Origin of the sequence: Micromonospora sp. NPDC005299 (assembly GCF_042872345.1) — a bacterium.
Classification (GTDB): Bacteria; Actinomycetota; Actinomycetes; order Mycobacteriales; family Micromonosporaceae; genus Micromonospora.
Window position 1 is genome coordinate 227,845 of the sequence record NZ_JBIAKG010000004.1, and the last position, 21,441, is coordinate 249,285.

Sequence of the window (21,441 nt, forward strand, 5' to 3'; positions counted from 1 at the left end):
AAAATGGGCGGCAGAGCCAGGTTCCGCACCGGCGCGAGGGCACGACGGCACGACCCGCCGTCGGGATTCGCCGGTGCCTCTCGCCGCGGGTGGCCGTCCACGTGACACGGCCCGACGCGCGCTGTCCGCGTACTCGATGACGAGCGGGCCGTCTCGCCCTGGTCCTTCCGCCCGCGGCGCTCGCGCGGCTCGGGCATCCGAAGTGGAGCTCGCCATGCACCGACCCACCGCCCTCGGCGGCGCCCTCGCGGCGCTCGCCACCGCCGCGGCCGGCGTCCTCGTCGCCGCCGCCGTCAGCACCACCCCGGCCGCCGCCGCCACCGCCGGGACCGGCACCGGCTACCTGCACACCAGCGGCAACAAGATCGTCGACAGCACGGGGGCCACGGTCCGGCTCACCGGCATCAACTGGTTCGGCATGGAGACCGACAACAAGACCTTCCACGGTCTGTGGTCGAGCAACCCGTGGCGCGGCCAGCTCGACACCATGGCCCGGCTGGGCTACAACACGCTGCGCATCCCCTACTCGAACGACGCGCTGAAGCCCGGCGCGACGGCCACCGGCATCAACGACTTCGTCAACCCGGACCTGGTCGGCCTGTCCCCGTTGCAGATCCTCGACAAGGTGATCGACTACGCGGGCAGCAAGGGCATGCGGATCATCCTGGACCGACACCGGCCCACCTCGGCCGGGCAGTCGCCGCTCTGGTACACCTCGACGGTCTCCGAGGCGACCTGGATCGCCGACTGGAAGGTGCTCGCCCAGCGGTACGCGAACAACCCGACGGTGATCGGCGCGGACCTGCACAACGAGCCGCACGCCGAGGGCACCAACCCGGCGGCCACCGGCGCCTGCTGGGGCTGCGGCGACACCGCCCGGGACTGGCGGCTGGCCGCGGAGCGGGCCGGCAACGCGATCCTCGGGGTGCAACCGAACTGGCTGATCTTCGTGGAGGGGGTGAGCTGCCCGAGCGGCGGCCTGTCGAACGTCTGGGACAACGACCCGAGCAACGACGAGGACTGCGGCTGGTGGGGCGGCAACCTGTCCAGGGCCGGGCAGTTCCCGGTGCGGCTGAACGTGGCCAACCGGCTGGTCTACTCCCCCCACGAGTACGCGACCTCGGTCTACCACCAGGCCTGGTTCGACGACCCGACGTACCCGGCGAACATGCCGGGCATCTGGGACAAGTACTGGGGCTACCTGTACAAGCAGAACATCGCGCCGATCATGATGGGCGAGTTCGGCACCACGCTGCAGGACCCGAAGGACAAGGTGTGGTTGCAGAACCTGATGGCGTACACCGGGACCGGGGTGACCGGGATGTCCTTCACCTACTGGTCGTGGAACCCGAACTCCGGTGACACCGGCGGCATCGCCAACGACGACTGGACCACCATCAACCAGGCCAAGCAGGACATCCTCCAGCCCTACCTGATCCCGCCGGCCGGCGGCGGCAACCCCACCCCGACCCCGACCGGGTCCGGCTCACCGTCGCCCTCCCCGACCACCCCGGCACCGAGCGGCGGCTGCACCGCCACCTACAACCAGGTCAACGCGTGGCAGGGCGGCTTCCAGGGCGAGCTGACCGTGAAGAACACGGGCACCGCCGCGCTCAACCCGTGGTCGGCGACCTGGACCTGGCCGTCCGGGGTGACCCTGGCCAGCGGCTGGAACGCCACCGTCACCCAGTCCGGCAGCACGGTCACCGCGGCCGCCCCGACCTGGGCGGCGTCGCTGGCGCCGGGCGCCTCGGTGACCGTCGGCTTCACCGCAAACGGCACGGCCGCCGCGCCGGGCGCCGTGAAGCTCAACGGCACCGCCTGCTGAGTGAGGCAGGGCCCCTTCTTGACAGGCGTCTGTCAAGAAGGGGCCCTTCCCGGACCGTCAGTGCGCGGCGCAGCCGCCGGTGGCGGCGGGCACCGCGGCCGGCGCGCCGATCGTCGGCAGCCCGAGCAGCACCCCGGGGGTACGCGGGGCGCGCCCCGCCTCGGCCGCGTCGCCGGCCCGGGTACGCCGGTGCGACAGCGGCTCACCGTCGGCGTTGAGGTGGTGCGGGGCGGCGTAGGTGACCGTGGTGTGCACGATGTCGCCCGGGCGGATCTGCCCGGCCAGGATGCCCGCGTCGAAGTGGACCAGGCGGCCGTCGCGGGCGCGGCCGGACATCCGGCCCGTGCGCTCGTCCTTGCGACCCTCGCCGACCGCGACCAGCACCTCGACGGGCTCCCCGACCAGCTTCCGGTTCTCCGCCCAGGTGATCTCCTCCACGCAGGCGATCAACCGCTCGTACCGCTCCTGCACGACCTGCTTGGGCAGCTGGCCGTCCATGGTCGCGGCCGGGGTGCCGGGGCGCTTCGAGTACTGGAACGTGAACGCCGACGAGAAGCGGGCCGCGCGGACCACGTCGAGGGTCTTCTCGAAGTCGGTGTCGGTCTCGCCGGGGAAGCCGACGATGATGTCGGTGGTGATCGCCGCGTCGGGCATCGCGGCCCGGACCTTCTCGATGATCCCCAGGTACTTCTCCGACCGGTACGAGCGGCGCATCGCCCGCAGCACGTCGTCGGAGCCGGACTGGAGCGGCATGTGCAGCGAGTGGCAGACGTTGGGCGTCTCGGCCATCGCGGCGATGACGTCGTCGGTGAAGTCCTTCGGGTGCGGGCTGGTGAACCGGACCCGCTCCAGCCCGTCGATGTCGCCGCAGGCGCGCAGCAGCTTGCCGAAGGCGTACCGGTCGCCGAACTCCACGCCGTAGGAGTTGACGTTCTGCCCGAGCAGGGTCACCTCCAGCACGCCCTCGTCGACCAGGGCACGCACCTCGGAGAGGATGTCGCCGGGGCGGCGGTCCTTCTCCTTACCGCGCAGGGAGGGCACGATGCAGAACGTGCAGGTGTTGTTGCAGCCCACCGAGATCGACACCCAGCCGGCGTACGTCGACTCGCGCCGGGTCGGCAGCGTGGACGGGAAGACGTCCAGGGATTCGAGGATCTCCACCTCGGCGGCGGTGTTGTGCCGGGCCCGCTCCAGCAGCACCGGCAGCGAGCCGATGTTGTGCGTGCCGAAGACCACGTCCACCCAGGGCGCCTTGCGGACGATCTCGCCGCGGTCCTTCTGGGCCAGGCAGCCGCCGACTGCGATCTGCATCCCGGGGTGCTTGTCCTTCACGGGGCGCAGATGACCCAGGTTGCCGTAGAGCCGGTTGTCGGCGTTCTCCCGGACGGCGCAGGTGTTGAACACCACCACGTCGGGCTGCTCGTCGGCCTCGGCGGCACGCACGTAGCCGGCCTGTTCGAGCAGGCCGGAAATGCGCTCGGAGTCGTGCACGTTCATCTGGCAGCCGTACGTGCGCACCTGGTAGGTGCGCGGGCTGCCCGCGGCTGCGGTAGTCATGACCCGGACAGCGTATCCGGGCGGAGCTGGTCGGACCGAACGAGGAGGAGCCGTGTGCCGAAGCATCAAGACCCTGCGTGAGCCGTACGTCCCGGTGGCGACCGAGGAGGACATCCGGGCGGCCGCGCTCCAGTACGTCCGGAAGATCTCCGGGTTCCGCGCCCCCGCGGCGCACAACGCCGCCGCGTTCGACTCGGCGGTCGACGCCGTGGCGGCGGCGACCGCCACGCTGCTGGAGCAGCTGGTGGTCCGGGGCCAGCAGCCGGCGGCCCGCGGCTGAGCCTGCCGGCTCCGGCCTGCCCTCGCCGCCGGTCAGGCTGCGGCGAGGGCCGGGGCGACCGAGTCGGGGGCCCACCGGGAGCGGTGGCACTGCGACCAGCCCCGGCAGCGGGGGTCCGCCACGGTGCAGAGCCGCTGGTCGCTCAGGACCTCGCCGTCGTCGGTCTCAACCACGTCGAAGTGCACCGGGCGGATCGTGCCGTCCGGGGTGACCAGCAGGTGCCGCCCGGCGTCGAGGGTGTCGTCGCGCATGAGGCAGTTGCGGTCCAGCAGCCGGGCCAGCGCCGCGATGCTGGGCAACTCGCGTAGGCGCTCGGGCACCCCGTAACAGTCGACCATGGTCCCGTACACCCCGGGCGCCTCCCACACGTCGCAGACCACCGCGTACGCGGGGAGTCGGGCCGGGTCGGCGACGGCGAGGGGCATCACCACCCGGCCGAGCGCCTCGGCCAGCGCCGGGTAGACCTCCACGGGCGCCGCGCCGTCTATTCTCCAGTTCCACAGCTCGGTCATGCCGCCTCCTCGCTGCGCTCGTCCCACCGGCCTCCGGATCGGGCCCTACTGACGATGGTGGGGTGCATTTGACCTCAGCCGGGCGCAAGTTACCGGTCTGTGACCATTCTGGGCAGAATTTCCCTGGGCGACCTTGCCCAGAGTAGCGGGAAGGTGACAGTTTATCGGGTATGGTGCCGCGTCCGCGACGGGAAACACCGGGGTGTGGTGACGGATTCGCGAATACCGACGCGGGTTTCAGCGCACCCGGATCAGGTGTTCGCTCGCCGGCAGCAGTTCCCCGACCACCGTGCCGCCCGGCACCTCGCCCGCGACCAGCAGCCCGCCCGAGGTCTGCGCGTCGGCCAGCAGCAGCCGCTCCCCCTCGTCGGCCCCGCCGAAGTCGGTCCACGGGGCCACCCAGTCCAGGTTGCGCCGGGTGCCGCCGCTGACGAAGCCGTCGCGCAGCGCCTCCCGGGCGCCGGGCAGGTAGGGCACCGCGGCCGCGTCGATCGCCACGGTGAGCCGGCTGGCCCGAGCCAGCTTCGAGGCGTGCCCGAGCAGCCCGAACCCGGTCACGTCGGTGCCGCAGCGGATACCGGCCGCGACGGCCGCCCGGGCCGCGTCCCGGTTCAGCCGGGCCATCGAGGCGACCGCCTCCGGGAAACGCTCCCCGGTCCGCTTGTGCCGGGTGTTCAGCACCCCGACGCCGAGCGGCTTGGTCAGCGACAGCGGCAGGCCGGCCCGGCCTGCGTCCAGGGTGATCAGTTCCTCGGGACGGACCACCCCGGTGACGGCCAGCCCGTACTTCGGGCCGTCGTCGTCCACGCTGTGCCCGCCGGCCAGGTGGCAGCCGGCCTCCCGGGCCACGTCCTGGCCGCCGCGCAGCACCTCCCGGGCCAGTTCCAGCGGCAGCACCTCGCGGGGCCAGCAGAGCAGGTTGAGCGCGACCAGAGGGGTGCCGCCCATGGCGTACACGTCGGAGAGCGCGTTGGCGGCGGCGATCCGCCCCCAGTCGTAGGCGTCGTCGACCACCGGGGTGAAGAAGTCGGCGGTGCTGACCAGGCCGGTGCGCTCGTCCAGCCGGACCACCGCGGCGTCGTCGCCGTGCTCTAGACCCACCAGCAGATCGGCGGTGCCGACGGCCGGGGCCAGGCCGGCGACCATCGTCTCCAGCTCCCCCGGCGGGATCTTGCAGGCGCAGCCGCCGCCGCGGGCGTAATCGGTCAGCCGGAGTGCGGATGTCATCTCCATATGATCTCCGTGAACCAGCCTGGTGGCCACTCGGAACCCCCGTTTCGTGACGGAATTCGGACGCACGGGTACGGCGGTGACCGGTGTTACCGCTCCGTGACCATTCGAGTTGCGTTCTGCCACATCACGCCGCCTACAGTGGCCCAACCGGGGGTCTCGCGACCCCACTTTCCGTACGGACGACAGGGACGGTGGACGACGTGACGACGGGCGAACCGCTGATCGTGCTGGACGGGGTGAACAAGTGGTTCGGCCCGCTGCACGTGCTGGACGACGTCTCGCTCTCCGTCGGCAGGGGCGAGGTGGTCGTGGTCATCGGCCCGTCCGGCTCCGGCAAGTCGACGCTCTGCCGGGCGATCAACCGGTTGGAGCCGATCAACTCGGGCACCATCACCTTCGACGGCACCCCGCTGCCGGCAGAGGGCAAGGCGCTGGCCAAGCTGCGCAGCGAGGTCGGCATGGTGTTCCAGTCGTTCAACCTCTTCGCGCACAAGACCATCCTGGAGAACGTCACCCTCGGCCCGGTCAAGGTGCGCCGGGAGAAGCCGGCCGCCGCCCGCGAGCGCGGCCTGGCCCTGCTCGACCGGGTGGGCATCGCCAACCAGGCGGACAAGTACCCGGCGCAGCTCTCCGGCGGCCAGCAGCAGCGGGCGGCGATCGCCCGCGCGCTGGCCATGCAGCCCAAGGCGATGCTCTTCGACGAGCCGACCAGCGCGCTCGACCCGGAAATGGTCGGCGAGGTGCTGGAGGTGATGACCTCGCTCGCCCGCGACGGCATGACCATGGTCGTGGTCACCCACGAGATGGGCTTCGCCCGGCACGCGGCCAACCGGGTGATCTTCATGGCCGACGGCAAGCTCGTCGAGGACGCGCCGCCGGCGGAGTTCTTCGCCAACCCGCGCAGCGAGCGGGCCAAGGACTTCCTCTCCAAGATCCTCACCCACTGAGCGTCCGTAGTGGAGCGCGCCGTCCCCCGGCGGCTCCGTCGAAGAAGGAGATGAGTATGCGTATGAAGCGCGTGGCGGCGGTCGCCGCGGCGGCTACCTTGGCGCTCGGCATGAGCGCCTGCGGCGGCGACGGGGACGGCGGCTCCGGCAGCGGCGGGGCCAAGGGCATCATCGGCAAGGCGCAGAGCCAGAAGAAGCTGGTCATCGGCGTGAAGGCCGACCAGCCGGGCCTGGGCATCCAGACCGGCAGCCAGTACGAGGGCTTCGACATCGAGATCGCCAAGATCGTGGCCAAGGGCCTCGGCGTGGACGCGAACAACATCGAGTGGAAGACCACCGTCTCGGCCAACCGCGAGCCCTTCATCCAGCAGGGCACCGTCGACCTGGTGGTGGCGACCTACACCATCAACGACGAGCGCAAGCAGAAGGTCAACTTCGCCGGCCCGTACTTCATCGCCGGTCAGGACCTGCTGGTCAAGGCCGACTCCACGATCACCGGGCCGGAGGGGCTGGACGGCAAGAAGGTCTGCTCGGCGCAGGGCTCCACCCCGGCCAAGCGGATCCAGACCGACTACCCGAAGGCCAAGCTCCAGCAGTTCGACGCGTACTCGAAGTGCATCAACGCCCTTGAGGGCGGCAAGGTCGACGCGGTGACCACCGACGACATCATTCTCGCCGGCTACGCCGCGCAGTCCCAGTACGCCGGCAAGTTCAAGGTGGTCGGCAAGACCTTCTCCACCGAGCCCTACGGCATCGGCCTGAAGAAGGACGACAAGGACGGCTGCGAGAAGGTCAACGAGATCCTCAAGGCCGCCGCCGCGGACGGCACCTACAAGGCTGCCTGGGACGCCACCCTGGGCAAGAGCGGCAAGGCCGCGCCTGAGCTGGACACCACCAAGCTGACCAACTGCGGCAGCGTCTGACCGGTTCCGGGGCCGGCATCCCTAGGGGTGCCGGCCCCGGCCTGTCGCGACGCCGACGACGTGCCCCGGGAGTCGACGCATGCACGTATTCGCTGATCCGACCAACCTCGACGCGTACCTGTCGGGCTTTCTCTGGATCCTCAAGCTGACCGGCGCGTCGGCGGTCCTCGCGCTGGTGCTCGGCGTGTTCCTCGCCGCGTTCCGGGTGTCCCCGGTGCCGGTCCTGCGGGGCTTCGGCACGGCCTGGGTCAACACCTTCCGCAACACGCCGCTGACGCTGATCATCTTCTTCTGCTACTTCGGCCTGTACTCGACGCTCGGGCTGACCCTCTCCGAGGACCTCGACCTGAACAACTTCTGGCTCGGGGTGGTCGGCCTGTCGGTCTACACCGCCGCGTTCGTCTGCGAGGCGGTCCGCTCCGGCGTCAACACCGTGCCGGCCGGCCAGGCGGAGGCGGCCCGCGCGATCGGGTTGACCTTCTTCCAGACCCTGCGCATCGTGATCCTGCCCCAGGCCGGCCGGGCCGTGGTCGCCCCGCTGGGCAGCGTGCTCATCGCGCTGTGCAAGAACGCCACGATCGTCGGCACCATCGGCGTGATCGAGGCGTCCAGCGTGATGAAGCAGCTGATCAACGACAACGGCGACGCCGTGATCCCGATCTTCCTGGTGTTCGCCGGCACCTTCGCCGCGATCCTCGTCCCGACCGGCTACTTCTTCGGCTGGCTCGCCAACCGACTGGCGGTGAAGCGCTGATGAGCATGACCACGGTTCTCTACGACCACCCGGGGCCGCGGGCCCGCGTGCGCAACGCGGTGCTCAGCGTCGTCTTCGGCGTCGGCCTGGCCGCGCTGCTCTGGTGGGTCTACGCCAAGTTCGACCAGGCCGGGCAGTGGGAGGGCAGCCTCTGGAAGCCGTTCGCCGAGGCACCGACCTGGACCCAGTTCATCCTGCCCGGCCTGCGGCAGACGCTGCTCGCCGCGGTCACCGGCATGGTGCTGTCGCTGGCCTTCGGCATCCTGTTCGCCGTCGGCCGGCTCTCCGACCACCGGTGGGTCCGGATCCCGGCCGGCGTCGTCGTGGAGTTCTTCCGCGCCGTCCCGCTGCTCCTCATGATCTTCTTCATCTTCTACGGCGTGCCGTTCCTCATCCAGGGGCCGGTCTCGGCGTTCTGGTCGGTGGTCGTCGGCCTCACCCTCTACAACGGGTCGGTGCTGGCCGAGGCGTTCCGCGCCGGCATCCGCTCGCTCCCCGGCGGGCAGTCCGAGGCCGCGTACGCCGTGGGCATGCGGAAGAACCAGGTGATGCGCCTGATCCTGGTGCCGCAGGCCGCCCGGGCCATGCTGCCGGTGATCGTCAGCCAGCTCGTCGTGCTGCTCAAGGACACCGCGCTCGGCTACATCGTGGCCTTCCCCGAGCTGCTCCAGCGGGGCGTCAACGACCTGTCGGCCAACCGGGGCAACGTGATCGCCGCCGCCATCGTGGTCGCCGCCATCTACATCCTGATCAACTCGCTGCTGACCGCGCTGGCGAACTGGCTGGACCGGCGCACCCGGCGGCGGGGCTTCCGGATCCCGAAGCAGGCCGCGGCGCCGGACTCGACCCCGGCCGACGGCGCCACCGTGGCGGAGCCGCAGGGCTGACCGCCCGCCCGTCCACGCGAAAGCCCTGCCACCTCTTTTGGAGGTGGCAGGGCTTCGTCGTGGCGTCGACCCGGATCAGCGGGCGATCTCGGTGACCCGGGACTCGCGGACCACGGTCACCCGGATCTGACCGGGGTAGGTCAGCTCTTCCTCGATCTGCTTGGCCACGTCCCGGGCCAGCACCGCCGCGCCGATGTCGTCGACGTCCTCGGGCTTGACCATCACCCGGATCTCCCGGCCGGCCTGCATGGCGAAGACCTTCTCCACGCCGAGCTTGCCGGCCGCGATCTCCTCGATCCGCTCCAGCCGCTTGACGTACGCCTCCAGGCTCTCCCGCCGCGCCCCCGGCCGCCCGCCCGAGCAGGCGTCCGAGGCCTGGGTGAGCACCGCCTCGATGGTCTGCGGCGGCACCTCGTTGTGGTGCGCCTCGATGGCGTGCACCACGTCCTCGCTCTCCCCGTACCTGCGGGCCAGGTCGGCGCCGATGATGGCGTGGCTGCCCTCCACCTCGTGGGTGAGCGCCTTGCCGATGTCGTGCAGGAACGCGCAGCGCTTGATGGTCGGCACGTCCAGCCGCAGCTCCGCGGCCATGATCCCGGCGATGTGCGCGGTCTCCACCAGGTGCTTGAGGACGTTCTGCCCGTACGACGTCCGGTAGCGCAGCCGGCCGAGCAGGGTGACCAGCTCGGGGTGGATCTCGGTGATGCCGACCTCGACGAGGGCGTCCTCGGCGGCGCGGTGGCAGAGCTCCTCCACCTCGTGCCGGGCCAGGTCGTAGACCTCCTCGATCCGGTGCGGGTGGATCCGGCCGTCGAGCACCAGCTTCTCCAGGGTGAGCCGGCCGACCTCCCGGCGCACCGGGTCGAAGCAGGAGAGCAGGACCGCCTCGGGGGTGTCGTCGATGATCAGGTTGACCCCGGTGACCGACTCGAAGGCCCGGATGTTGCGCCCCTCCCGGCCGATGATCCGCCCCTTCATCTCGTCCCCGGGCAGGTGCAGGACGCTGACCACGCTCTCCGCGGTCTGCTCGCTGGCCACCCGCTGGATGGCGTCGACCACGATGTGCCGGGCCCGCTGCTCGGCGGTGCCGCGGGCATCGGCCTCGATCTCCCGGATCAGCAGCGCGGCCTCCCGCTTGGCCTGCCCCTCGATCGACTCGACCAACTCGGCCCGGGCCGTGTCGGCGGTCAGGCCGGCCACCCGCTCCAGCTCGCGGCGGCGCTGCTCCTCGGCCTCGGCCAGCGCCTGCTCCCGCTCCGCCAGGGCGGCCTCCCGGGCGGCGAGCGCGGCGGTGGCGGCGGTGAGCTGCCGCTCCCGCTCGGCGAGCCGCTCCACCTCCTCGGTGTGCAGCCGTTCCCGCTCGTCCATCCGGGCGGCCCGCCGCTCGACCTCGGCGGCCTGCTCGCGGGTGGTCGCGGCGAGCACCGCCACCTCGCGCTCGCCGCTGCGCCGGGCGGCGGCGCGGAGCTGGTCGGCGTCCGCCTCGGCCTGCTTGTGCGCCCGCTCCAGCACCGTGTCGGCCTCGGCCCGGGCGTCGTCGAGCACCCGCCGGGCCTCGGCCCGCGCCGCCTTCGCCTCGGCCTTGGCGGCGGCCGCCTCGGTACGGGCCGCGGCGGCGGCCGACTTGGCCACGTCGATGGTGCTGTTCGCCTCGTCGGCGGCGTTGCGCAGGGCCGCCAGGGACTGTTCCTGGCGGTCCTTCTCGGCGATGAAGGCCGGATCCTCGGGGGCGGGCGCGAGACTGAGCCGACGCATGGTGCGCACGCCGAACAGGACGGCGCCGACCACCACCACGACGAGCAGCAGCACCACCGCGAGGATGACGACGTCGAAGGCGGTCATGCGGCCGCTCCGAGCCGGTGCGCGCCCACTCCGACCCGGTCCGGGCGGCCGCCCGGCGAGGAGCGGCCGGCCGCGTGTGGAAGACCGCCGGTGAACCTGTGCCGCCCCGCCATGGCCGCCTCCCCTGAACGTCGGCACCGCAGGCGGCGTGCGGATGGCACGCACCTGCGGCTCTGGACGCCCGACCGGAGCGGCTGGCTGTGGGTAGCTTTCCGTCGGCGGTGCCCACCTCGGGGCATCGCCAGCGGCCGGTTTAGTTGTCGGTCGGCTCCGGACCGGCCGTCCGGAGCTTGCCGTCAAGGGCCGGTGAAGCTGGCCAAAGTGATGCTGTTCTGTTACGCGATCTATGTTGTGCGCTTAGCCTGCGCTGGTCGGGCAAAGTGAGCCTGTATGGCGAGGCTAGGTCGCGAGGGGCCGTTCGGTCAAGAACTCATGATCAAACCACCCGGACGGAGAGAAGTTGGAACGTCACGCAGTGCTGTCCAGATGCCGGACACGGCCGGACAAAACTCGCCGGTCACGGCCGGCCCGGTCACGTTCCCGACCTGCTCAGAGCCGCAACGCGACCGTGCCCGGCTCCGGTCCGGGGTGACCTGTCGCCGGCTTCGGCGAGCCCACAACTTCTCGCAAGAGTGACTCGCGTTTCACCGGCCACTCGCCCGCCCGAGGGGCGACGAGCGGCGGGCACGGCGGCGTCGAGGCCCGTGCGTGCGCGTCTTCGCGGGGGGCGAAGAGGGCACGGACGCGCGTCAGCGGGCGCCGAGGGAGCGGGCTGCCGTCACCAGCGCCAGGTTGTCCGGGGCGACGCCGCCGTCCGGCAGGACGAGGGTGTCCTCCAGGCCGATCCGGGTGTCCAGGCCGCGGCGTACGGCCTCGGCGACCACCGGCCAGGTCGCCGGGCCCTCGCCGTGCAGCAACACGGGCGGGCGGTCGGCGGGCAGCGCGGCGAGGATGGCGGCGGCGTCGGCGAGGGCCACGTCGACCGGTTCGGCCAGGCACTCGACGAGGACCCGCCCGGTCGGCGCCGGCCAGCGGCGCCAGGCGTCGACCGCCGCCACCGTCCAGAGGCCGGCCTCGACCATGACGCCCCGCTCGTGCAGGGCGGCCGCGACGGCCGCCGCGCCGGGTTCGTGGGCGTTGACGGAGGCGAAGTCGGGCAGCACCGTCCAGGCGCGTACGGCGGCGACCCGGTCGGCGGGTTCGGGGGCGATCCAGGCGCCGGTGCTCACCCCGACGGGCAGGCCGGGCCGGGCGGCCCGGATCGCGGTGACCGCCGCGGCGATCACGCCCGGATCGAGCGACTCGGCGCCGTCGGCGTCGCGGGGGTGCACGTGCACGGCCGCCACCCCGGCCGCCGCACACCTCACCGCCTCGGCCGCCAGCTCGTCGGGCGTCACCGGCACCGCCGGATGCTCCTGCCGTCGCCGCCCGCCGTTCAGACACGCCTTCAACACGAGCGCACACCTCCCCGGAGTCGATTCTGACGTCGTTGCCCCCGGCAGGCCGCCGCGGCCGGGCGGAGTCAGTCGAGGCGGCGGGCGGCGGGGTCGAGGTCGTGCTCGGCGTCCGCGAGGGCGTCGGCGTCGATGTGCTCGGCGAACTCGGCCGCCTCGGCGCTCTGCGCGGCCAGCGCGTCCTTGACGGCCCGGATGGCCACGCCGGCCGGGTAGCCCTTGCGGGCCAGCATGCCGACCAGGCGCCGGAAGATCGCGTCGGGCTCGCCCCGGGTGGAGCGCAGCTTCCGCTCCACCAGGGCCCGGGCGGTCTCCGCCTCGGCCGCCTCATCGATCTCGTCGAGGGCCGCGCCGGCCACCTCGCCGTCGACGCCGCGCTGGCGCAGCTCGTTGGCGAGCGCCCGGCGGGACAGGCCGCGACCGGTGTGCCGGCTGCTCACCCAGGCGCGGGCGAAGGCCGCGTCGTCCACGATGCCGACCTCGTCGTAGCGGTCGAGGACCTGGTCGGCGACCTCCTCGGAGATGCCCCGCTTCGCCAGGGCGCCGGCCAGCTCGGCACGGGTGCGCGGCCGGACCGCGAGCTGCCGCAGGCAGATCTCCCGCGCCACCTCGGCCTCGTCGCGAGGCGGCGCGGGGGTCGCGTCGGCATCGGGCTCCTCGGCCCGGCCCCGGCGGCCACGGCGCGGCCGGGGTGGAGTGGTGGCGTCACCCGTGCGGGGCGGGCTGGCATCCCAGCCCCGCCCCGTACGGGCGCGTCGTCCTGCCACGGGTCAGCCGGGGATCAGAAGTCGACCGGCGGCAGCTCCGGGCCGCCGGCGGCGTCGCCCGCGCCGGTGCCGACGCCGAGCTTCTCCAGGATCTTCTTCTCGATCTCGGCCGCCACGTCCGGGTTCTCCCGGAGGAACTCGCGGGCCTTCTCCTTGCCCTGGCCGAGCTGGTCACCGTCGTAGGTGTACCAGGCGCCGGACTTGCGGATGATCGCCTGCTCCACGCCGACGTCGATCAGCGAGCCCTCGCGGGAGATGCCCTTGCCGTACATGATGTCGAACTCGGCCTGCTTGAACGGCGCGGCGACCTTGTTCTTCACGACCTTGACCCGGGTGCGGTTACCGACCACGTCGGTGCCGTCCTTGAGGCTCTCGATGCGGCGCACGTCGAGCCGGACCGAGGCGTAGAACTTCAGCGCCCGACCACCGGTGGTGGTCTCCGGGCTGCCGAACATCACGCCGATCTTCTCGCGGAGCTGGTTGATGAAGATCGCCGTGGTGCCGGTGTTGTTGAGCACACCGGTGATCTTCCGCAGCGCCTGGCTCATCAGCCGGGCCTGCAGACCCACGTGGCTGTCGCCCATCTCGCCCTCGATCTCGGCGCGCGGCACCAGGGCGGCGACCGAGTCGATCACGATGACGTCGATCGCGCCGGAGCGGACCAGCATGTCGACGATCTCCAGCGCCTGCTCGCCGGTGTCCGGCTGGGAGACCAGCAGGGCGTCGGTGTCGACGCCGAGGGCCTTCGCATATTCCGGGTCGAGCGCGTGCTCGGCGTCGATGAAGGCGGCGATGCCGCCGGCCCGCTGCGCGTTGGCCACCGCGTGCAGGGCCACCGTGGTCTTACCGCTGGACTCCGGACCGTAGATCTCGACGACCCGGCCGCGGGGCAGGCCGCCCACGCCGAGCGCCACGTCGAGCGCGATGGAGCCGGTCGGGATGACCGCCGTCTGAACGACGGGCCGCTCCCCCAGCCGCATCACCGAACCCTTGCCGAACTGCTTGTCGATCTGAGCGAGAGCAAGGTCGAGTGCCTTCTCCCGGTCTGGCCCTGCCGCCATCGTTGCCACCCCTGCCTTCGCCGGCGTCTTCCCTGAGCTTCGCGTCACGCGGACACGCTAGGCGCTGGGTCCGACAGAAAACCAGCCGACGGGCCGCGAGCTGTGGACGAGCACCCCGCAGTGGACAATAGCCGAACAGGTGTACGACTCGACAAGCGACACGCGGAACCGGCGAAAAGGCTGCTCAGCGTAGTCGCCCGGGGACCCGGTCGGGATATGCGGCGACCACCGCGCGCCACACCACGTGGGTCTCCTCCCCCGCCGCGAGGGCCTGCTCGATGGTCCGCCCGCCGAGCTGGGGCAGCACCTGGTCGCTGGCGAGGCTGGCCGCGTAGCCCGGTCCGAACGCCTCCGCCAGCCGCGCCCAGAAGTCGGTCAGCCGCACGTCTCACTCCTCCTTGTCGGGCGCCTCGACCGGCGCCGGACGCAACGCTAGCGCCACCAGCGGCACCACCGCGATCGCCGCCAGCAGGGTCAGGGTCGGATAACCCACGGCCCGCATGACAAACCCGCTCGCCGCCGCCGCGCCCGCTCCGGCCAGCCCCATGACCAGGTCGGACAGGCCCTGCACACCGGGCCGGTCGGCGGTGGGCACCGACTCGGACAGCAGGGTCGAGCCGGCCACCATGGTGCCCGACCAACCCAGCCCGAGCAGGGCCAGACCCACCGAGAGCAGCGGCGTGTGGTGCCCGGCGGTGCCGGCGACCGCGCAGGCGGCCAGCAGCAGGGCCACCCCGCCGAGGATCACCGGACGCCGGCCCAGCCGGTCGGTGAGCCAGCCGACCAGCGGGGAGAGCGCGTACATGCCGGCGATGTGCAGGCTCAGCACGATGCCGACCACCCGCAGCACGTCCGCGTCGGCGTGCGACTCGCCGAGGCGTACCGGGGTCATCGACATCACGGCGACCATCACGAGGTGGCCCACGGCGACGGCGGCGATGCCGAGGCGCGCGGCGGGCCGCCCGCGTACCGTGCGCCAGGCCGCGACCATGCCCGCGCGGCGCCGGGCGCTTCCACCCGGCGCCGCGACCGGGTCGGCCGGGGTCTCGGCCGCCGCCAGCCGGCGCGCGGTGAGCAGCGGGTCCGGCCGGAGCAACACCGCCAGTACGACGGCGGCCAGCACGAACGCGGCGGCGCTGAAGGCGAACGGGCCGGCCAGCGCCGGCAGGCCCCAGCCGCGGGTGGTGGCGTCGGCGAGCGCGGCGAAGTTCGGCGCCGCCACCGCGCCGATGGTGGTGGCCCAGACGACCAGCGAGAGCTGGCGCCCCCGGCGGGCCGGCTCGGCCAGGTCCACGGCCGTGTAGCGGGCCTGGAGGTTCGCCGCGGTCCCGCCGCCGAAGAGCAGCATGCCGAGGAAGAGCAGCGGCACCACCTGGACCACGGTGGCGACCACCACCAGCACGCCCCCGACCGCCCCGACCAGGTACGCGGTGACCAGCCCCGGCCGCCGCCCCCGGGCCGCCATGAGCCGGGTGACCGGCACGGCGAGCAGCGCGGCGCCGACCACCCCGGCGCTCTGTGCCACCCCGGCCAGGGCGGTGCCGGCGACCCGGGCGGCGAGCAGCGCGCCGACCGAGATGCCGATGGTGACGCCGATGCCGCCGATGATCTGGGTGAGGAAGAGCAGCCGGACGGTGCGCCGCTGGATCGGGGCGACGTCGAGCCGGCCCGGGGCCGGCGTGGTCAGGTCGGTGGCCATGGCGGATGCTCCTGGGAGTAAGGGGTGACCCATCCTCCCGCACCCGACCCGGTCGCGGGCACCCGGTTTCGCTAGAGGCCGAGCCCCCGACCGATGATCTCCTTCATGATCTCGGTGGTGCCGCCGTAGATGGTCTGCACCCGGCTGTCCAGCCAGGCCTTCGCCACCGGGTACTCCAGCATGAAGCCGTAGCCGCCGTGCAGCTGCACGCAGCGGTCGGCGACCCTGTTCTGCAGCTCCGTGGTCCACCACTTGGCCTTCGCCGCGTCGGTCACCGAGAGCCGGCCGGCGTTGTACTCGGCCACGCAGTGGTTGACGAAGGTCCGCGCGATGGTGACCTCGGTGTCCAGCTCGGCCAGGAGGAACCGGTTGTGCTGGAACCGCCCGATCGGCCGGCCGAACGCCTCCCGGGAGCGGGCGTAGTCGAGGGTGAGCGCGAGCAGCTTCTCCGCCGCGGCCACCGCGGCGACCGCGATGCTCAGCCGCTCGCGGGGCAGGTTGGCCATCAGGTGGTAGAAGCCGTGGTTCTCGGTGCCGATCAGGTTCTCCGCCGGTACCCGGCAGTCGTCGAAGAACAGCTCGGCGGTGTCGTTGGCCTTCAGGCCGACCTTGGCCAGCCGCCGGCCCCGGCCGAAGCCGGGCGTGCCGGTCTCCACCACGATCAGGCTCACCCCGTGCGCGCCCTGGTCGGGGGCGGTCTTGGCGACCACCACCACGAGGTCGGCCAGCTCGCCGTTGGTGATGAACGTCTTCTGCCCGTTGAGCACCCAGCTGTCGCCGTCGCGGACCGCGCTGGTGCGGATCCCGGCCAGGTCGCTGCCGGCGCCCGGCTCGCTCATCGCGATGGCGGTGACCAGGTCGCCGGAGCAGAAGCCCGGGAGCCAGCGCTTGCGCTGGTCGTCGGTGGTCAGCTCGGTCAGGTACGGGCCCACCACGTCGTTGTGCAGCCCGAAGCCCAGCCCGGTGCAGCCGGCCTCGATGATCTCCTCGTCGAGCACCGCGTTGAACCGGAAGTCGCGCTGCCCGCCGCCGCCGTGCTCGGGGTCCACGTCCATGCCGAGCAGCCCGGCCGCGCCCGCCTTGCGCCACACCTCCCGGTCGACGATCCCGTCGGCCTCCCAGCGCTCGTGGTGCGGCACGGCCTCCCGGGCGAGGAACTGACGGCACAGGTCCCGGAACTCTTCGTGGACGGGCTCGTAGAGATGCTGCTCCATGGCGACGAGTGTGCCCGCCGGGGCGGCCGGCGGGAAGGGGCCGCCGGGCAAGGCAAACCGCCATCAGCTCTTGACGACGCTATCCGTTGCACCTCTATTCTCACGGCACGATTTCCGTGGACCCTGGTCCACTGGCGCAACGTAACCCGTAGGACTGAGGAGCGCCCATGTCAGCCGGGCCCGCCACCCCCGCCGTCTCCCTCCGCGGGCTGCGCAAGTCGTTCGGCGCGGTGGAGGCGGTGGCCGGCGTCGATCTGGACATCGCCGACGGCGAGTTCTTCTCGATGCTCGGGCCGTCCGGCTCGGGCAAGACGACGGTGCTCCGCATGATCGCCGGGTTCGAGCCGCCGACCGCCGGGAGCGTGCTGCTCGGCGGGCGTGACGTCACCCGGCTGGCCCCGTTCGAGCGGGACGTCAACACCGTCTTCCAGGACTACGCGCTGTTCCCGCACATGACCGTGCGGCAGAACGTCGAGTACGGGCTGCGGGTGCGCAAGGTGGGCCGCGCCGAGCGCCGGGCCCGGGCCACGGAGGCGCTGCGGGGCGTACGGCTCGACGGTCTGGCTGACCGACGACCGGCCGCGCTTTCCGGCGGGCAACGGCAGCGGGTGGCCCTGGCCCGCGCGCTGGTCGTCCGGCCGAAGGTGCTCCTGCTCGACGAACCGCTCGGCGCGCTGGACCTGAAGCTGCGCGAGCAGATGCAGGTGGAGTTGAAGGCGCTCCAGCGGGAGGTGGGCATCACCTTCGTCTTCGTCACCCACGACCAGGAGGAGGCGCTCACCATGAGCGACCGGGTGGCGGTCTTCGAGAACGGCCGGATCGCCCAGGTGGGCACGCCCGCCGAGGTCTACGAGCGGCCCGCCACCCCGTTCGTCGCCGGCTTCGTCGGCACGTCCAACCTGCTCAGCGGCGACGTGGCCCGCTCGGTGCTCGGCCGCGACGGCACCTTCTCCATCCGGCCCGAGAAGATCCGGCTCGTGGGCCTGCCGACGGCTCCAGGTCGCGGGGCGTCAGACGCGCCCGAGCCGGAGTTGCCGCAGCCGACCGACGAGGAGACATCGGCCACCGGCAGGGTGGCCGAGGTCGTCTACGCCGGGGCGAGCACCCGGTTCGTCGTCGACCTCGACGCCGGCGCCCGGCTGGTCGTGACGCAACAGAACCTGACCACCTCCTCGGCCGACGTGGCGGCACTGCGCGGCACCCCGGTCCGCCTGGCGTGGCGCACCGAGCACGCCGTGGCCGTACCTGTCCCCGCCGTACCGACCCCCCTTGCGAAGGAGAGCGCTCATGCGTACCGGTAGGACCCTCACCGCGCTCGCCGCAGTCGGCCTGCTCGCCCTGACCGGCTGCGGCGACGGCGGCACGACCACCGGCGGCTCCGGCCCGGGCGGCATCAAGCCGCCCAAGATCGACAAGCTCGCAGCGCTGGGCGCCGGCGAGGGACAGGTCAACGTCATCGCCTGGGCCGGGTACGTCGAGGACGGCTCCACCGATCCGAAGGTGGACTGGGTCACCGACTTCGAGAAGCAGACAGGCTGCCAGGTCAACGTCAAGGTCGCCGGCACCTCCGACGAGATGGTGACCCTGATGAAGACCGGCGAGTACGACGTGGTCTCCGCCTCCGGGGACGCCTCGCTGCGGCTGATCTACGGGGGCGACGTCGCCCCGGTGAACACCGACCTGATCAGCAACTACAAGGACGTCTTCGACGGGCTCAAGCTGAAGCAGTGGAACTCCGTCGACGGGGTGGCCTACGGCGTCCCGCACGGGCGCGGCGCGAACCTGCTGATGTACCGCACCGACGTGGTCAAGCCCGCCCCGACCTCCTGGGGCGCGGTGTTCGACGCGAACTCCCCGTACCAGGGGAAGATCACCGCGTACGACTCGCCGATCTACCTCGCCGACGCGGCGCTGTACCTGATGAAGCACCAGCCGGAACTGGGCATCAAGAACCCGTACGCGCTGGACGACAAGCAGTTCGCCGCCGCCGTCGACCTGCTGAAGAAGCAGAACAAGCTGATCGGCGAGTACTGGTCGGACTACACCAAGGAGGTGCAGGCCTTCAAGGCCGGCAACTCGGTGCTCGGCACCACCTGGCAGGTCATCGCCAGCCTGGCCACCGCCGACAAGGCCCCGGTGGCGGCGATCCTGCCCGAGGAGGGGGCGACCGGCTGGTCCGACACCTGGATGATCTCCGCCAAGGCGAAGCACCCGAACTGCGCGTACCGCTGGATGGACCACATCATCTCGCCGAAGGCCAACGCGGCGGTCGCCGAGTGGTTCGGTGAGGCGCCGTCCAACAAGCTCGCCTGCGCCGAGACCGCCGACAAGAACCACTGCGCGACGTACCACGCCGACGACGAGTCCTACTTCGAGAAGGTCTGGTACTGGAACACCCCGGTGCAGCAGTGCCTGGACGGGCGTACCGACGTGAAGTGCAAGGACTACGCGGCCTGGACCCAGGCCTGGACGACGATCAAGGGCTGAGGTGGCCACCTCCACGCTCGACCGGCCCGCGGGCGGCACCACCGCCCTCCGCGGGCCGGTCCGCCGGCTCTCGGCCTGGCTGCACCGGCACGCCGGGGTACGCCTCGCCGCCCTGCTCACCGCGCCGCTGTTCTGGCTGGTGGTCGCCTACCTGGGTTCGCTGGCCGTGCTGTTCGTCTCGGCGTTCTGGACGGTCAACGGGTTCACCGGGGAGGTCGTCCGCCGGCCCACGCTGGACAACTTTCGCACCATCGTCACCGACGAGGTCTACCGGACGGTCGCGCTGCGCAGCGTCGGCGTGGCCGCCGGGGTGACCGTGATAGACACGCTGATCGCCCTGCCGATTGCCTTCTACATGGCGAAGGTCGCCAAGCCCCGCCACCGGCGCTGGCTGGTGGTCGCCATCCTCACTCCGCTCTGGGCCAGCTACCTGGTCAAGGCGTACGCCTGGCGGGTGCTGCTGGCCAACGGCGGGCCGGTGGACTGGCTGTTCGGCGGGCCGGGCAGCGGCCCCGGGTACGGGCTGGGCGCGACCGTACTGGTGCTGGCCTACCTCTGGCTGCCGTACATGATCCTGCCGATCTACGCGGGCCTGGAGCGGCTGCCTGACTCGCTGCTGGAGGCGTCGGCCGATTTGGGCGCCCGGGCGGGCCGGACGTTCCGCGCCGTGGTGCTGCCGGTGGTGGTCCCGTCGGTGATCGCCGGCTCGATCTTCACCTTCTCGCTCTCGCTGGGTGACTACATCACCGTGCAGATCGTGGGCGGCAAGACGCAGCTCATCGGCAACCTCGTCTACGTCAACATCGGGGCGGCGAACAACCTGCCGTTCGCCGCCGCGCTGGCCACCATCCCGGTCCTGATCATGGTCGTCTACCTGGTCGCCGTACGGCGGTCCGGGGCCTTGGAGGAGTTGTGACGCTGTCCCGGTCGGCGCGCTGGCTGCTGCGCGGCGCGATGGCGCTCGGCCTGGCCTTCATCTACCTGCCGCTCTCCATCGTGCTGGTCAACTCGTTCAACGCCGACCGCACGTTCGCCTGGCCCCCGCCCCGCTGGACCACCGAGTGGTGGGTACGCGCCTGGGAGAACGTGGGCGCCCGGGAGGCGCTGTGGACGTCGGTCCAGGCCGGGCTGGGTGCGACCGGCGTCGCGCTGCTGCTCGGCTCCCTGGTCGCCTTCGCCGTGCAGCGGTACCGGTTCTTCGGTCGGGAGACCGTGTCGCTGCTGGTCGTGCTGCCGATCGCGCTGCCCGGCATCGTCACCGGCATCGCGCTGGACACCGCGTTCCGCTCGGTGATGGCGCCGCTCGGCATCGGCAAGGGGCTCTTCTCGGTCATCGTCGGGCACGCGACGTTCTGCGTGGTCGTCGTCTACAACAACGTTCTGGCCCGGCTGCGCCGGTCGGGCGGCAACCTCCAGGAGGCGTCGGCCGACCTGGGCGCCGACGGCTGGCAGACCTTCCGGTACGTGACGTTCCCGGTGCTGCGCTCGGCGCTGCTGGCCGGCGCGCTGCTGGCGTTCGGGCTCTCCTTCGACGAGATCATCGTCACCACGTTCACCGCCGGTCCGGGCGTGCAGACCCTGCCGATCTGGATCTTCAGCAACCTGTTCCGGCCGAACCAGGCGCCGGTCATCAACGTGGTGGCCGCCGTGCTCATCGTCGCCTCGGTGGTGCCGATCTACCTGGCCCAGCGGCTCTCCGACACGGCCAGCGGCGGCCGCCTCTGACCGCCCGCCGCCGCCCACGCTCCCCGGTGCAGCCGGCTCAGCCCCACCAGGTGGCGTCGGCCACCGGGATGAAGCCGAGCGAGTCGTGGAGCGAGCGGCCGGCGCGGGCCGCGGTGAGCGTCATGGGTACGTCGCCGAACCGGCCGAGCACGCCGTGCAGCAGGGCCCGGCCCACGCCCCGGGACCGGGACTCGGGCAGGCTGGGCCGGCGACCGGCACCGCGCAGGTCCATTTCGCCGCCGTCGGGCTGGTCCGTTCCGGCGAGGACGCC

General features: G+C 72.0%; 20 protein-coding genes and 1 pseudogene. 10 read left to right on the forward strand and 11 right to left on the reverse strand.

From position 1 onward, the window contains the following. Positions 1-214 precede the first annotated feature (214 nt). Positions 215-1,828, forward strand: a complete 1,614-nt coding sequence (locus tag ACFYPD_RS14160) for a cellulase family glycosylhydrolase (RefSeq protein WP_387112825.1) — start codon at positions 215-217, stop codon at positions 1,826-1,828. Between the two features lie 57 nt (positions 1,829-1,885). On the opposite strand, the gene miaB is transcribed toward ACFYPD_RS14160, so the two are convergent. Then, entirely contained in the window at positions 1,886-3,385 is a 1,500-nt protein-coding gene (gene miaB / locus ACFYPD_RS14165; RefSeq protein WP_387112826.1) for a tRNA (N6-isopentenyl adenosine(37)-C2)-methylthiotransferase MiaB, read from the reverse strand. Between the two features lie 52 nt (positions 3,386-3,437). On the opposite strand from miaB, the gene ACFYPD_RS14170 reads away from it, so the two are divergent. Further along, on the forward strand, positions 3,438-3,665 hold the full coding sequence (locus tag ACFYPD_RS14170) for a DUF2277 family protein (RefSeq protein ID WP_387112828.1): 228 nt from the start codon (positions 3,438-3,440) through the stop codon (positions 3,663-3,665). A gap of 32 nt (positions 3,666-3,697) precedes the next feature. Here the strand turns inward: ACFYPD_RS14170 and ACFYPD_RS14175 are convergent, their stop codons facing one another. Further along, entirely contained in the window at positions 3,698-4,177 is a 480-nt protein-coding gene (locus ACFYPD_RS14175) for a hypothetical protein (RefSeq protein WP_387112830.1), read from the reverse strand. 237 nt (positions 4,178-4,414) lie between these two features. Continuing rightward, a complete protein-coding gene (gene selD / locus ACFYPD_RS14180; RefSeq protein ID WP_387112832.1) occupies positions 4,415-5,404 on the reverse strand; it encodes a selenide, water dikinase SelD in 990 nt (329 codons plus the stop codon). Positions 5,405-5,601: 197 nt separating this feature from the next. Here selD and ACFYPD_RS14185 point away from each other — a divergent pair, with 197 nt between their 5' ends. From ACFYPD_RS14185 to ACFYPD_RS14200, 4 genes are all read left to right on the forward strand, one after another. After that, positions 5,602-6,357: an amino acid ABC transporter ATP-binding protein gene (locus ACFYPD_RS14185; RefSeq protein ID WP_387112834.1), complete on the forward strand. Its 756-nt coding sequence runs from the start codon at positions 5,602-5,604 to the stop codon at positions 6,355-6,357. Between the two features lie 56 nt (positions 6,358-6,413). Further along, entirely contained in the window at positions 6,414-7,280 is an 867-nt protein-coding gene (locus tag ACFYPD_RS14190) for a glutamate ABC transporter substrate-binding protein (protein ID WP_387112836.1), read from the forward strand. Between the two features lie 79 nt (positions 7,281-7,359). Next, the gene (locus ACFYPD_RS14195) at positions 7,360-8,034 is read left to right on the forward strand and encodes an amino acid ABC transporter permease (RefSeq protein WP_387112838.1); all 675 of its coding nucleotides are present in this window, start codon (positions 7,360-7,362) and stop codon (positions 8,032-8,034) included. Further along, positions 8,034-8,921 carry an amino acid ABC transporter permease gene (locus ACFYPD_RS14200; protein ID WP_387112840.1) on the forward strand — a complete coding sequence of 296 codons (888 nt, stop codon included), beginning with the start codon at positions 8,034-8,036 and terminating at the stop codon, positions 8,919-8,921. The genes ACFYPD_RS14195 and ACFYPD_RS14200 overlap by 1 nt, the downstream gene beginning before the upstream one ends. A gap of 75 nt (positions 8,922-8,996) precedes the next feature. On the opposite strand, the gene rny is transcribed toward ACFYPD_RS14200, so the two are convergent. From rny to ACFYPD_RS14235, 7 genes and pseudogenes are all read right to left on the reverse strand, one after another. Then, the gene (gene rny / locus ACFYPD_RS14205; protein WP_387112842.1) at positions 8,997-10,763 is read right to left on the reverse strand and encodes a ribonuclease Y; all 1,767 of its coding nucleotides are present in this window, start codon (positions 10,761-10,763) and stop codon (positions 8,997-8,999) included. Between the two features lie 749 nt (positions 10,764-11,512). Further along, positions 11,513-12,217 carry a 3-keto-5-aminohexanoate cleavage protein gene (locus ACFYPD_RS14210; RefSeq protein ID WP_387112844.1) on the reverse strand — a complete coding sequence of 235 codons (705 nt, stop codon included), beginning with the start codon at positions 12,215-12,217 and terminating at the stop codon, positions 11,513-11,515. A 68-nt stretch (positions 12,218-12,285) separates the two neighbouring features. Next, a complete protein-coding gene (locus ACFYPD_RS14215; RefSeq protein ID WP_387112846.1) occupies positions 12,286-12,984 on the reverse strand; it encodes a regulatory protein RecX in 699 nt (232 codons plus the stop codon). Between the two features lie 14 nt (positions 12,985-12,998). Next, on the reverse strand, positions 12,999-14,045 hold the full coding sequence (gene recA / locus ACFYPD_RS14220; protein ID WP_387112848.1) for a recombinase RecA: 1,047 nt from the start codon (positions 14,043-14,045) through the stop codon (positions 12,999-13,001). A 184-nt stretch (positions 14,046-14,229) separates the two neighbouring features. Next, entirely contained in the window at positions 14,230-14,430 is a 201-nt protein-coding gene (locus ACFYPD_RS14225; RefSeq protein ID WP_387112850.1) for a DUF3046 domain-containing protein, read from the reverse strand. Beyond that, positions 14,421-15,744, reverse strand: a pseudogene (locus ACFYPD_RS14230) (MFS transporter). Before ACFYPD_RS14230 ends, ACFYPD_RS14225 begins: the two are co-directional and overlap by 10 nt. Before the next feature lie 71 nt (positions 15,745-15,815). Next, positions 15,816-16,958: an acyl-CoA dehydrogenase family protein gene (locus ACFYPD_RS14235; protein WP_387112852.1), complete on the reverse strand. Its 1,143-nt coding sequence runs from the start codon at positions 16,956-16,958 to the stop codon at positions 15,816-15,818. 167 nt (positions 16,959-17,125) lie between these two features. On the opposite strand from ACFYPD_RS14235, the gene ACFYPD_RS14240 reads away from it, so the two are divergent. The 4 genes from ACFYPD_RS14240 to ACFYPD_RS14255 are packed head-to-tail and all read left to right on the forward strand — an operon-like array spanning position 17,126 to position 21,170. Continuing rightward, positions 17,126-18,259 (forward strand): ABC transporter ATP-binding protein, encoded by a 1,134-nt coding sequence (locus ACFYPD_RS14240; protein WP_387112854.1) that lies wholly within the window; start codon positions 17,126-17,128, stop codon positions 18,257-18,259. Continuing rightward, positions 18,246-19,445, forward strand: coding sequence for an ABC transporter substrate-binding protein (locus ACFYPD_RS14245; protein WP_387112856.1), 1,200 nt, complete (start codon positions 18,246-18,248; stop codon positions 19,443-19,445). The genes ACFYPD_RS14240 and ACFYPD_RS14245 overlap by 14 nt, the downstream gene beginning before the upstream one ends. Position 19,446: 1 nt before the next feature. Further along, positions 19,447-20,361 (forward strand): ABC transporter permease, encoded by a 915-nt coding sequence (locus tag ACFYPD_RS14250; protein WP_387112858.1) that lies wholly within the window; start codon positions 19,447-19,449, stop codon positions 20,359-20,361. Next, positions 20,358-21,170, forward strand: a complete 813-nt coding sequence (locus ACFYPD_RS14255; protein ID WP_387112860.1) for an ABC transporter permease — start codon at positions 20,358-20,360, stop codon at positions 21,168-21,170. The genes ACFYPD_RS14250 and ACFYPD_RS14255 overlap by 4 nt, the downstream gene beginning before the upstream one ends. Positions 21,171-21,207: 37 nt before the next feature. Here ACFYPD_RS14255 and ACFYPD_RS14260 read toward each other — a convergent pair whose 3' ends face one another. Then, positions 21,208-21,402: a hypothetical protein gene (locus ACFYPD_RS14260; RefSeq protein ID WP_387112862.1), complete on the reverse strand. Its 195-nt coding sequence runs from the start codon at positions 21,400-21,402 to the stop codon at positions 21,208-21,210. Between the last annotated feature and the right edge of the window lie 39 nt (positions 21,403-21,441).